Source organism: Pseudomonas sp. QD4 (assembly GCF_049199125.1).
Lineage (GTDB): Bacteria > Pseudomonadota > Gammaproteobacteria > Pseudomonadales > Pseudomonadaceae > Aquipseudomonas.
In genome coordinates this window covers 97,206-109,596 of record NZ_JBLZOM010000007.1, presented here as the reverse complement: position 1 = coordinate 109,596, position 12,391 = coordinate 97,206, and the positions used below count along the sequence as shown (strand labels likewise).

At 65.9% G+C, this 12,391-nt stretch carries 10 protein-coding genes; 9 read left to right on the top strand and 1 reads right to left on the bottom strand.

The window, feature by feature from the left end:
- Positions 1–21: 21 nt before the first annotated feature.
- The 4 genes from tolQ to ACOZJV_RS29455 all read left to right on the top strand — a co-directional run bounded on the left by tolQ (position 22) and on the right by ACOZJV_RS29455 (position 3,007).
- Complete coding sequence (gene tolQ, locus ACOZJV_RS29470; RefSeq protein WP_421549081.1) at positions 22–732, top strand: protein TolQ; 711 nt, start codon at positions 22–24, stop codon at positions 730–732.
- Positions 733–745: 13 nt separating this feature from the next.
- Entirely contained in the window at positions 746–1,192 is a 447-nt protein-coding gene (gene tolR / locus ACOZJV_RS29465; RefSeq protein ID WP_078468722.1) for a protein TolR, read from the top strand.
- Positions 1,189–2,004 (top strand): energy transducer TonB, encoded by an 816-nt coding sequence (locus ACOZJV_RS29460; protein WP_078468723.1) that lies wholly within the window; start codon positions 1,189–1,191, stop codon positions 2,002–2,004. Before tolR ends, ACOZJV_RS29460 begins: the two co-directional genes overlap by 4 nt.
- A gap of 115 nt (positions 2,005–2,119) precedes the next feature.
- Positions 2,120–3,007, top strand: coding sequence for a Dyp-type peroxidase (locus ACOZJV_RS29455; RefSeq protein WP_421549080.1), 888 nt, complete (start codon positions 2,120–2,122; stop codon positions 3,005–3,007).
- Positions 3,008–3,197: 190 nt separating this feature from the next.
- Here ACOZJV_RS29455 and ACOZJV_RS29450 read toward each other — a convergent pair whose 3' ends face one another.
- Positions 3,198–4,106, bottom strand: coding sequence for a hypothetical protein (locus ACOZJV_RS29450; protein WP_421549079.1), 909 nt, complete (start codon positions 4,104–4,106; stop codon positions 3,198–3,200).
- Positions 4,107–4,257: 151 nt separating this feature from the next.
- Between ACOZJV_RS29450 and lexA the strand changes: the two genes are divergently transcribed.
- The 5 genes from lexA (at position 4,258) to ACOZJV_RS29425 (ending at position 12,316) form a co-directional block, all read left to right on the top strand.
- A complete protein-coding gene (gene lexA, locus ACOZJV_RS29445) occupies positions 4,258–4,875 on the top strand; it encodes a transcriptional repressor LexA (protein ID WP_421549078.1) in 618 nt (205 codons plus the stop codon).
- Positions 4,875–5,492: a translesion DNA synthesis-associated protein ImuA gene (gene imuA, locus ACOZJV_RS29440; protein ID WP_421549077.1), complete on the top strand. Its 618-nt coding sequence runs from the start codon at positions 4,875–4,877 to the stop codon at positions 5,490–5,492. The genes lexA and imuA overlap by 1 nt, the downstream gene beginning before the upstream one ends.
- A gap of 7 nt (positions 5,493–5,499) precedes the next feature.
- The gene (locus tag ACOZJV_RS29435; protein WP_421549076.1) at positions 5,500–6,915 is read left to right on the top strand and encodes a Y-family DNA polymerase; all 1,416 of its coding nucleotides are present in this window, start codon (positions 5,500–5,502) and stop codon (positions 6,913–6,915) included.
- On the top strand, positions 6,912–9,986 hold the full coding sequence (locus tag ACOZJV_RS29430) for an error-prone DNA polymerase (protein WP_421549075.1): 3,075 nt from the start codon (positions 6,912–6,914) through the stop codon (positions 9,984–9,986). The genes ACOZJV_RS29435 and ACOZJV_RS29430 overlap by 4 nt, the downstream gene beginning before the upstream one ends.
- A 218-nt stretch (positions 9,987–10,204) precedes the next feature.
- The gene (locus tag ACOZJV_RS29425; protein WP_421549074.1) at positions 10,205–12,316 is read left to right on the top strand and encodes an ATP-binding protein; all 2,112 of its coding nucleotides are present in this window, start codon (positions 10,205–10,207) and stop codon (positions 12,314–12,316) included.
- The last annotated feature ends 75 nt before the right edge of the window (positions 12,317–12,391 follow it).

The following is a 12,391-nucleotide window of genomic DNA, read 5'->3' as shown; positions in this document are numbered from 1 at the left end:
CTGGCACACAGGAGCGACACCATGCAAGCGACACTGGAACACATGACGATCTGGGGGCTGATCAGCGATGCCAGCCTGTTGGTCAAGGCGGTGATGCTGATCTTGCTGCTGGCCTCGTTGCTCAGTTGGTACCTGATCATTCAACGCAGCGCGGTCTTGAGCCGTTGCGAGCGGCAGATGAACGACTTTATCCAGCGCTTTCGCAGCGCCCCGGAGCTGCCGTCGCTGTACCGCGAGAGCCAGCACAGCGGTGATCGCGAGGGCGGGGTGGAACCGATCTTCCTCGCCGGCTTCCAGGCGTACAGCCAGCTTGGACAGCAACCCGGCAACCCGGCCGACGTGGTGCTCGAAGGGGTCGAGCGCTCGTTGTCCGTGGCCATCAGCGAACAGGAAGTGCAGTTGGAAAAAGGCCTGCAGTTCCTCGCCACCGTGGGTTCGGTCAGCCCCTACATCGGCCTGTTTGGCACCGTGTGGGGGATCATGAATTCCTTCCTCGGTCTGTCCCAGGTGCAGCAGGCGACCTTGTCGACGGTAGCGCCGGGGATCGCCGAAGCCTTGATCGCCACGGCCATCGGCCTGTTTGCGGCGATTCCGGCGGTGATTGCCTACAACCGTTTTTCGGCCCGGGGCCAGACCTTGCTCACCCGCTATTACGCCTTCGGCAACGAGCTTCAGGCGCGCCTGCACCGCAAGCTGCATGGCGCCCCGTTGAACCTGGCCGTGGCCGCCTGAAAGGAGAATGCACATGTTAGTCAGGCCGCAACGCAAGCACGGGCCCAAGGCGGAGATGAACGTGGTGCCTTACATCGACGTGATGCTGGTGCTGCTGGTGATCTTTATGGTCACCGCGCCGATGCTGACCCAGGGCGTGAAGATCGAGCTGCCCAAGGTCGCCAGTGAGGCCCTGGCCAACGATACCCGGCAGCAGATCCTCACGCTGTCGGTCAAGGCCGAGGGCGGTTACTACTGGAACCTGGGCGGCGAACTGGACACCAGCAGTCAGACCGACAGCGCCGTGGACCTGGATGAAATGCGCGCCAAGGTGGCGCAGATCGTGGCCCGGCGTAGCGATACTCAGGTGTATATCCGCGCTGACAAGGATGCTGGCTACGGCAGTGTGGTCGCGGCCATGGCCGCCCTGCAGCAGGGTGGGGTGAGCAACCTCGGGCTGGTGACCGAGGCCCCGCAATGAACGCGATGATCATGCCCGGCCCCACTTTGCACCTGTCGCCGCTGGCCCCTGGCAAACGCCTGCCCAACGTGCTGGCGGCGGCCTTGGCCCTGGCGTTGCACGCCGGGGTCCTGGCCTTGCTGGTGGCCGGCTGGTCGGTGGACAAGCCGCCAGTCGAGCCGCCCAGGGTGCTCAAGACTCAATTGGTGATGTTGCCGCCAGCCCCTGTACCCCAGGCTCCCGAGCCACTGCCGGCCGAGGTCGCACCGAGCCCGCCGCCGGCCGCATTGCGCGAGCCGGTGTCGGAGCCGCCCAAGGTTGTGCCCGAGCCGCAGGTGCAGGCGCAAAAGCTGGAACAGGCGGCCCTGGCCCGCAAGCGGGTCGAGGATAAAAAACGCGAACAGCAGGTCGAGCAACAGCGCCAGCAGCGCGAACGCCTGGAAGCCGAGCAGCAGCATCAGCGCGAAGCCCAACAGCAACAGGTCGCCCAGGCGCAGCGTGAGGCCCAGGCGCGCCAGGCCGCCGAGCGCGCCCGCCAGCAAGCCGCCCAGGCCGCTGCCGACAGTCGCCAATATTTACCCCTGAGCAAGGAGGCTCCGGACTATCCCCAGCGCGCCCTGGATAAAAACCTCGAAGGCGACTGCACCGTGGAGTACACCGTCACCCCCCAGGGCAAGATCGATAACCCCAAGGTCCTGGAGGGCTGCCATCCGCTGTTTATGCGACCTTCACTGGCGGCGGCGCAGACCTTTCGCTACCAGCCGCGAATCATCGATGGCCAGGCCGTGGCCGTGCCGGCGGTGCGTAATACGTTTCATTATCGAATCAAGTGACAGGGAAGGGCGGGGAGCGGCTGCCGAAGCTTGAGCAAAGTCTGTTTTTACCGGTCGCAGTCCCCACAAACCCGGGGCCTGCGGGTAAACTCCGCGCTTTCTTCAAGGAGTCGCTATGAGTTACTACCAGCCGGGCATTCTTGCTGCCCCCGTTCCGTCCCAGGCGCGTCATTTGTTTTTCACCCTCGACGCCATCGACGCGCTGCCGGCGGCCCTCGATCAGTTGCTGACATTGGTCGACGGGCAGACGGCGGTAGTGGGTTTTGGTGCTTCGCTGGTCAAGGCCTTGGGCGGGCGTGTACAGGGGCTCAAGGCGTTCCCGGCACTGAGCGGTGTCGGCGTGGATAACCCCTCGACCCAGCACGCGTTGTGGGTCTGGCTGCATGGCGATGAGCGTGGCGAACTGCTGCACCGCAGCCGCGCCCTGGAGGCCGCCCTGGCCCCGGCCCTGCGCCTGGTGCAGATGAACGAAGCCTTCCGCCACAAGACCGGGCATGACCTGACCGGTTATGAAGACGGCACCGAAAACCCCCACGACGAGGCCGCCATCGCTGCCGCCCTGGCCCCTGGCGCCGATGGCTTGCGCGGTGGCAGTTTTGCCGCGATCCAGCAGTGGCAGCACGACCTCAGCGGGTTTGCCGCGATGACCGGCGAACAGCGCGACAACATCATGGGCCGCCGCCTGAGCGACAACGAAGAACTGGACGACGCGCCGATCTCGGCCCACGTCAAACGCACCGCCCAGGAAAGCTTCACCCCGGAAGCCTTTATGGTGCGTCGCTCGATGCCCTGGATCGAAGGTGACCGCGCCGGCCTGATGTTTCTCGCCTTCGGCCACACCCTGAACGCTTTCGAAGTCCAGCTACGGCGCATGAGCGGCCTGGAAGACGGCATCACCGACGGCCTGTACCGCATGAGCCGCCCGATCACCGGCGGTTACTACTGGTGTCCGCCACTGCTCGACGGCCGCCTCGACCTGCGCGCCCTGGCTGCCACAGCCTAACGCCCTGATACCCTACGGCGCCCTCAAGGGCCAGCGCGGCCTCGCGCTGCTAGCGGCTACAGCTGTAGCCGCTGCCGAAGGCTGCGCCGGCCAGGAGGGACGTCTGGAGCCTGGGAGGGACGAAAATAACGCAGGCGCACGTTTCGGGACCGTTACGCAACCAGCGGTATCCAGCTCCTCGCCACCCCCATCACCTGTCTTTCGAATTGGGGTAGCAGTTCCCAGTGACGAGCACTCGATACGCCTTGGCAATGCGTTCTTTGAGAGGGAGTGGAGGATGGCGTTTAGAACCGTCGTTGTGCTCCAGGCACCAGGTTGCAGCCGGCGCGCCCAGTGTCCGGGATGCTTTTTTCAAATAGGCTTTGGCGGACTCCCTATCTGCAAAACGTTTCTGCGTGATTACTGGCGGGTCGCCGATTGGAGAGACTGCGCCGGTGGGGATTTTCATGCGTCCGTCACAGGCTCGGTTAACGACCACATATTCACCGCTTTCACCGGTCGTCCCTGAGCCAGGGCCGTGGTGGAAGATTTCTCCGACCCAGACGATATCGTCTATATCAATGTCCATCTCTATCAGCACGTCGTTGTTGGTGTAAGGCCCGGTGCCCCATGACGTCAGCCCATCGACCGGGAACCAGAAATGACTCAAATCCATTTGAATGGCCGCTTGCTGAGCGTTGTACAGCCGGGTTGCGTAGCCTTCGGAAGTTTTTTCCAGATCCTTTACTGAGCGCTGGAGTTTTATTGTTTTTCCTGGCGGGTTCAGGTAGCTGCGCGTACATGCCTGTATATCGAGGATCTCTTGGCAGATGCGGTCCAATTTCGCTGGGTTGGCGATTAATGCTTTCAAAAAACTGTTGAGTACGACGGCATTTTTGTCGCTGGGTTTCTCCCGTGCGCGCGAATCCGGGTGCCATGGAAAGCGCTCGACCTTCAAGGCCCGCATCACCAGCCAGGTCATCAGTCCATAGGTCAGATGGTTAAGACCGCCGGAAGGCCAGGGACTAAAACCGCGATTGTTGCCCTTGTCCCATGTCAACAATTCAAGCAGGTCGGGGTCCAGGATTTGATACAGCGCAGGCGTGGAGGGGGCGGTCATGCGAGGTCTCTTTTCATTGTTCATCCATGAAGGCGCAGGCTCTCGTGAGCCTTGGCGCAGCCGGTGCCGAGGGCGGGCCTAGTATGCCAGGGGACTCGCCTTTCTCAGACCGATCACCGGCTCTTGTCAGAAAAATCCGAGAGGAGTACAAATGTACTCCATGACGACTCTCAGCCCCCGCCGCAGTGCCATCCTGACTTTTATCCGCGAGCGAATCGCCGGTCAGGGTCAACCCCCCAGCCTTGCCGAAATCGCCGAGGCCTTTGGTTTTGCCTCGCGCAGCGTGGCGCGCAAGCATGTGCTGGCGTTGACCGAGGCCGGGTTTATCGAGGTCAACCCGCATCAGGCGCGGGGCATCCGCCTGCTCGATCAGCCCGCCCGCGCCGAGTTGCTGGACATCCCGGTCCTGGGCCGGGTCGCCGCCGGGCGGCCGATGGGTGCTGATGCCGAGGTCCACAGTCGCCTGTTGCTCGACCCCGGGATGTTCTCCCGCACCCCGGACTACCTGTTGCGGGTGCAGGGCGATTCGATGATCGAGGACGGCATTCTCGACGGCGACCTGGTGGCCGTGCACCGCGAGGCCGAGGCGCGTAACGGGCAGATCGTGGTCGCGCGGCTGGACGGCGAAGTCACCATCAAGCGTTTCCAGCGCACGGCCGAGGGCGTGCGCCTGCTGCCACGCAACCCGGCCTATGAGCCGATTCTGGTGCGCGACGATCAGGACCTGGCCATCGAAGGCGTGTTCTGTGGCCTGGTGAGGCAAGGCTGATGGGCGCCGTGGTTGCACTCGACACCCTGTTCAATGCCGGCCGGGTGTGGAAGGGCCGGCCCAGTGCGCCTGCCATCAGCCCCCAGCCCACCGGGCATGCGGCGCTGGATGCGGCCTTGCCCAGTGGTGGCTGGCCGGAAGCGGCGCTGACGGAAATCCTGGTTGCGGCCCAGGGCGTGGGCGAGTTGCAGCTGGTGTGGCCGACCCTGGCGCGCCTGAGTGCGGCGGGGGAGCGCATCGTGCTGGTGGCGCCGCCTTATGTGCCTTACCCCCAGGCCTGGCAGAACGCCGGTGTCGATGTGCGCCAGCTGTCGGTGATCCAGGCCGGCGAGCGCGATGCCTTGTGGGCGGCCGAGCAGTGCCTGCGTTCCGGCAGTTGCGGCGCGGTGTTGTGCTGGCCGCAGCAGGCCGATGACCGGGCCTTGCGTCGGTTGCAGGTGGCGGCCGAAACCGGGCAGACCCTGGCCTTTGCCTATCGCTCGTTGCAGGAGGCGGTCAACCCGTCGCCGGCCTCCCTGCGCATCGCCGTGGATGCACGGCCGGCACAGCTGCGGGTGCTCAAGTGCCGGGGCGGACTGGCCCAGGCCGCGCCCATCGCCTTTACGGCCGGGCACTGAGGTTGGCATGCGCTGGGTGTGCATTGTGTTCCCGCAATTGGCGTTGGATGCCGCGCTGCGCCAGCGCCCCGAACCCCAGGAGCCGCTGGCGCTGCTGAGCGGCACCGCGCAGCGCCGGGTGATCCAGGCGGTGAATGGCGCGGCCCGCGAACTGGGCCTGTACCCGGGGCAATCGCTGACCGCTGCCCACGCCATGACCAAAGCCTTTGCCAGTGCCGAATACGACGTCGATGAGATCGAGCATTGGCAACAGTTCCTGGCGGCCTGGGCCTACCGTTTCAGTTCCCAGGTCAGCGTGCGTTATCCACGCACGCTGCTGTTCGAGATTGAATCGAGCCTGGGTCTGTTCGGGCCCTGGCCGGCGTTCGAGGCGCGGCTGCGTGCGGAATTGGCGGCCCTGGGCTTTCGCCACCGGATTGTCGCCGCGCCCAACCCGGCGGCGGCCCGGGTCTTGGCCAATGCCTACGATGGCCTGGCGGTGGCCGATGACGGGGCCTTGCGCCAGGCCCTGGGCCCGATGCCCCTGGACCGCCTGGGCCTGGAACCCCAGGCCGCCACGGCGTTGTCGCGCATGGGCCTGCGCAGTTTCGAGCAAGTGCGGGCGCTGCCCCGGGCAACCCTGGCCCGACGCTTCGAGGCCGGCCTGCTCAAGCAGCTGGATGCCCTGCTCGGCGAGCGGCCCCTGGCCCTGGCGTTCTATCAGCCGCCGGACCGCTTCGACCTGCGCATCGAGCTTAATTTTGATGTGCAATCGCACCAGGCGCTGCTGTTTCCCCTGCGCCGGCTGACCGGCGACCTGGCGGCGTTTCTCTGTGGCCGCGACAGCGGGGTGCAGCGCTTCGACCTGCACCTGGAGCACGGGGAGCTGGCCGACACCCTGGTCAAGGTCGGGCTGCTCAGCGCCGAGCGCGCCCCGGCGATGCTGTTCGAACTGGCTCGCGGGCGCCTGGAACAGATCCAGGTGCCCGCGCCGGTGCGCAGCCTGCGCCTGGTGGCCGAAGACCTGCCGAGCTTTGTGCCCGAGCGCCGCGAACTGTTCGATGAACGCCCCCAGCAGTCCCTGCCCTGGGAACAACTGCGTGAACGCCTGCGCGCGCGCCTGGGGGATGAGGCGGTGGTCAGCCTGGGGTTTCAGGCCGACCACCGCCCCGAATGCAGCTGGCAACTGGGCGCCGCGCACCAGCCCTGCGTGGCCATCCCCGGTCTGTTGCGCCCGGGCTGGTTGTTGCAGGAGGCGCTGCCGGTGGCGGAAGGTTCGGCGCGGATCCTCATGGGCCCTGAACGCATCGAGTCCGGCTGGTGGGACGGCGCCGATGTGCGCCGCGATTACTACCTGATCGAAACCCGCAGCGGCCAGCAGGGCTGGGCTTATCGTGCGGTCGGCGCGGGCGGGCCGTTGCTGTTGCAAGGCTGGTTCGCATGAGGGGGTATGCCGAGCTGCACTGCCTGTCGAACTTCAGTTTCCAGCGCGGTGCCTCCAGCGCCCGCGAGCTGTTCGAACGGGCCCGGGATCAGGGCTATCAGGCCCTGGCGATCACCGATGAGTGCACCCTGTCCGGGATCGTGCGCGCCTGGCAAGCCTCCCGGGACAGCGGAGTGGCGCTGATTGTCGGCAGCGAACTGCGCATCGAGAACGGCCCGAAACTGCTGCTGTTGGTGGAGAACCTGGAGGGTTACCAGAGCCTGTGCCGGCTGATCACCCGTGCCCGGCGCCGGGCGGAAAAGGGTCAATACCGGGTGCTGCGTGAGGATTTCAGCGAACCCTTGCCTGGCCTGTTGGCGCTGTGGCTGCCGGATGCGCTCGATGCACCGGCCGACGGCCATTGGCTCAAGGGGCTGTTTGGCGAGCGGTTGTGGCTGGCGGTGGAGTTGCACTGCGGCCAGGACGATGCCCGGCGCCTGGCCGGGTTGCTGGCGCTGGCGGCGCAGTTGCAGATCAGGCCCCTGGCCACGGGCGACGTGCACATGCATGTGCGCGGACGCCGGGCGCTGCAAGACACCATGACCGCGATCCGTCATCACCTGCCGGTGGCCGAAGCCGGGCAGCGCCTGCACCCCAATGGCGAGCGCCATCTGCGCAGCCTCGAAGCCTTGCGCAGCCTGTACCCGGCGGCGCTGCTCGAGGAGTCGCTGCACATCGCCCGGCGTTGCACGTTCGACCTGGGCCAATTGCAGTACCAGTACCCCCGGGAGCTGGTGCCCCAGGGGCATACCTCGGCCAGTTGGTTGCGGCAGCTGACCACCCAGGGCTGCGCCTGGCGCTGGCCACGCGGTGCACGGCCCGAGGTGCTGGCACAGATCGAGAACGAGCTGGAGCTGATCATCGAGCTCGGGTACGAGAGCTATTTCCTCACGGTGCACGACATCGTCAACTTCGCCCGCAAGCAGCACATCCTGTGTCAGGGCCGTGGCTCGGCGGCCAACTCGGTGGTGTGTTTCGCCCTGGGCATCACCGAGATCGATCCCGATCGCTCGACCATGTTGTTCGAGCGCTTTTTATCCCGCGAGCGCAACGAGCCGCCCGATATCGACGTCGACTTTGAACACGAGCGCCGCGAAGAAGTGCTGCAGTACGTGTTCCGCCGTTATGGTCGCCATCGCGCGGCGCTGACCGTGGTGGTCAGCACCTACCACGGCGCCGGCGCGGTGCGCGATGTGGCCAAGGCCCTGGGCCTGCCGCCGGACCAGGTCAATGCCCTGGCCGACTGCTGCGGCCACTGGAGCGACACCCCGCCCAGCACTGAGCGCCTGCAGGAAGCCGGCTTCGACCCCGACAGCCAGGTCTTGCGCCGGGTGCTGAGCCTGACCGGGCAGTTGATCGGTTTTCCCCGGCACCTGTCCCAGCACCCGGGGGGCTTCGTGATTTCCGAGCAGCCCCTGGACACCCTGGTGCCGGTGGAAAACGCCGCCATGGCCGAGCGCACCATCATCCAGTGGGACAAGGACGACCTGGACATGGTCGGCCTGCTCAAGGTAGATATCCTGGCCCTGGGCATGCTCAGCGCGATCCGCCGCTGCTTCGACCTGATCCACGCCTATCGCGGCCAGCGCTGGAGCCTGGCGTCGATCCCTGCCGAGGACGCGGCGACCTACGAGATGATCAGCCGCGCGGACACCATCGGCGTGTTCCAGATCGAGTCCCGGGCGCAGATGTCGATGCTGCCCCGGCTCAAGCCCAAGACCTATTACGACCTGGTGATCGAGGTGGCCATCGTGCGCCCGGGGCCGATCCAGGGCGGCATGGTTCACCCTTATCTGCGGCGGCGCAATAAACAGGAAGCGGAAACCTACCCGTCAGCCGAGCTTGAGGCCGTGCTCAAGCGCACCCTGGGGGTGCCGCTGTTTCAGGAGCAGGTGATGCAGATCGCCATGGTCGCCGCCCAATACACCCCCGGCGAGGCCGACCAGTTGCGCCGCTCCATGGCCGCCTGGAAACGCCACGGTGGCCTGGAGCCGCACCGCGAGCGCCTGCGCGGGCGCATGGTCGACCGAGGCTACAGCGAAGCATTTGCCGCGCAGATCTTCGAGCAGATCAAGGGCTTCGGCAATTACGGCTTCCCCGAATCCCACGCCGCCAGTTTTGCCTTGCTGACCTACGCCAGCTGCTGGCTCAAGTGCCATGAGCCGGCGGCCTTTGCCTGTGCCCTGATCAACAGCTGGCCCATGGGTTTCTACAGCCCGGACCAGATCCTCCAGGATGCCCGTCGCCATCAATTGCAGATTCGTCCGGTGGACGTATGCGCCAGCGCCTGGGATTGCAGTCTGGAACCGCTGCCCGGTGCGCAGCCGGCGCTGCGCATGGGGTTGCGCATGATCAAGGGCTTTCGCGAGGAGGATGGGCGACGCATCGAGGCGGCGCGCCAGCAGCGAGGGTTTGTCGATATCGCCGACCTGGGCCTGCGGGCCGAGCTCGACACGCGCGCCCAGGAACTGCTGGCCGATGCCGGGGCCCTGCGCGGCCTGGCCGGCAACCGCCATCGGGCGCGCTGGGAGGTGGCGGGGGTGCAACAGCAACTGGGCCTGTTCGCCGGCCTGCCGAGCCAGGAGGAAGCGCCGGTGGCCTTGCCGGCCCCCAGCGTGGCGCAAGACCTGCAAGCCGACTACCTGAGCCTGGGCACCACCCTCGGCCCGCACCCCCTGGCCTTGCTGCGCGGCGAACTCAAGGCTCGGCGTTGCCGCAGCTCGCGGGAACTGCTGGCGCTGGAGCACGGGCGGCCAGTCAGCGTGGCCGGGCTGGTCACCGGGCGCCAGCGTCCGGGCACGGCCAGTGGCGTGACCTTCGTCACCCTGGAAGACGAGTTCGGCAACGTCAATGTGGTGGTCTGGCGTGACCTGGCCGAGCGTCAGCGCCGGGTGCTGGTGGGGGCGCAACTGCTCAAGGTCGACGGCACCCTGGAAACCGAAGGCGAGGTCCGGCACCTGATCGCCGGGCGCCTGACTGACCTTAGCCCGCTGCTCGATGGCATCAGCGTGCACAGTCGCGATTTTCGCTGAAGCCGCCCCAGGCCCGACAGGCGGCCGGTTGTACCTGGTAAAACCCATGGCGAAGGGTGAAGCAGGGCCGGTTTTTTGGGTAATTCGAGCTTCTGTGAGCGCGCCTTGAAACCATCTGCAGCGCCTATGCTCAAAGCCTGTGGGTTGGGTTATCTTGTGCCCCGCCGGGCGCCATGCCCGCGCTTCTTTTTCTGACCACGATCTAACCGGGTTCGTCGATGCCGTTCTTATCTGATCACCATGGGTGCCAAGGCTGGCAAGGCGAGATGGCAGGCCGCATTCGCGCCTTTGACTGGGCCGTCACCGACCTGGGCGCGCTCGAGCATTGGACGCCCAGCCTGCGCAGTACGGTGCAGTTCATGCTCGCCTCGCCGGTGCCGCTGGTGATGCTCTGGGGGCCGGTGGGCTACATGATCTACAACGACGCCTATGCGCAATTCGCAGGCGGGCGCCACCCGTACCTGCTGGGCTGCCCGGTGGAGCTGGGTTGGCCGGAAGTCGCCGATTTCAACCGTGAAATCATGCGCACCTGCCTCGGCGGCGGGACCTTGTCGTTTCGCAACAAAGAACTTGAATTGCTGCGCAACGGCGTGCCGGAACCGGTCTGGCTCGACCTCTATTACAGCCCGGTGGCGGGGGATAACCAGGCCCCGGCCGGGGTCATGGCGATCGTGGTGGAGACCACCGCCCACGTTATTTCCGAGCAGCGCCGGCAGGCCGCCGAGCAGGCGTATCGGGCGGAGAACGAGCGGGTGCAACTGGCCTTGAACGCCGGGGCGTTGCTGGGTTCGTTTGTGTGGGACATCAAGGCCGATCGGCTGTCGGGCGATGAGCGTTTTGCCCGGACCTTCTGTTATCCGCTGCATCAGCCCCTGGACAATCTGCCCAGCGAAATCGCCGAACGCCAGATGCACCCCGATGATCTGCCACGGGTCCGCGAACTGGTCGATTACAGCGTGGCCAAGGGTGGTCCCTACAACGCCGAGTACCGTGTGCGTTGCGCCGATGGCAGCTACCGCTGGCTGCTGGCGTGCGGCCGTTGCGAGTTCGACAGCGCGGGCGAGCCCTTGCGGTTTCCCGGGGTGCTGATCGATATCCACGAGCGCAAGATCGCCGAAGAAGCCTTGCGCCAGCTCAGCCGCAACCTCGAACAGCGGGTGGCCGACGAAGTCCAGGCGCGCCTGGCGGCCGAAGAACAACTGCGCCAGGCGCAGAAACTGGAAGCCATCGGCGGCCTCACCGGCGGCGTGGCCCACGACTTCAACAACCTGCTGCAAGTCATCTCCGGCAACCTGCACTTGCTGGCTCGGCACGAGCCGGACAACGCCAATGTGCAGCGGCGGGTGCGCACCGCGATTGCCGCGGTAGAGCGTGGCGCCAAACTGTCGACCCAACTGCTGGCCTTTGCCCGGCGCCAGCCCTTGTCGCCGGCGGTGTACAGCCTGGACAGCCTGTACGAGGGGATGGAAGAGTTGCTGCAACGGGCCCTGGGCGAAACCATCCGCATCCAGGTGCAATTGCCCGAAGCGCCGTGGTGCATCCGGGTGGACCGCAACCAGCTGGAAAACGCCGTGCTCAACCTGGCGATCAACGCCCGCGACGCCATGCGCGGTGAGGGCACTATCCTGATCCGTGGTGAAAACATCAGCCTGGATCGTGAGTTCTGCGCCGACAGGGGCATCGCCGCCGGTGACTACGTGCGCCTGTCGGTGGCCGACACCGGCGGCGGCATGGCGCCAGAGGTGCTGAAGCAGGCGTTCGAGCCGTTTTTCACCACCAAGACCGAGGGCCAGGGCACCGGGCTGGGGTTGAGCATGGTGTTCGGTTTCGTCAAGCAGAGCGGTGGCCATATCGACATGCTCAGCATTCCGGGGGAGGGCACCCAGGTGCAGCTGTACTTCGCCCGCAGCCTGGAGCCGGAGGCGAGTGATCCGGTACTTCCCGTGCCCCGCAGCGGCGGCGGCCAGGAGCGGATCCTGGTGGTGGAAGACAACGAGGATGTGCGCAACGCCGCGGTCGAGCTGCTGGAAAGCGCGGGTTACCAGGTGCTGACCGCGATCAACGGCGATGCCGCGATGCAGTGCCTGATGGACGGGCTGGAAGTGGACCTGATCTTCACCGACGTGGTGATGCCGGGCCTGATCAAAAGCTCCGACCTGGCGCTGTGGGCCAAGTCCCGCACCCCGCCGGTCGCGGTGCTGTTCACCTCCGGACATACCCGCGACATCATCTCGCGCAATCACCAGCTCAGCCCCGACACCCACCTGCTGAGCAAACCCTACGGACCCCAGGCACTGACGAGCATGGTCAGGTCGGTGCTGGGTAGCTGAACCCCGCGGCCTAACTGTGAAGCAGTGCATAAAACCGACAAACATCGGCGACAAGCCCTGGGGCAGGCTATAGGC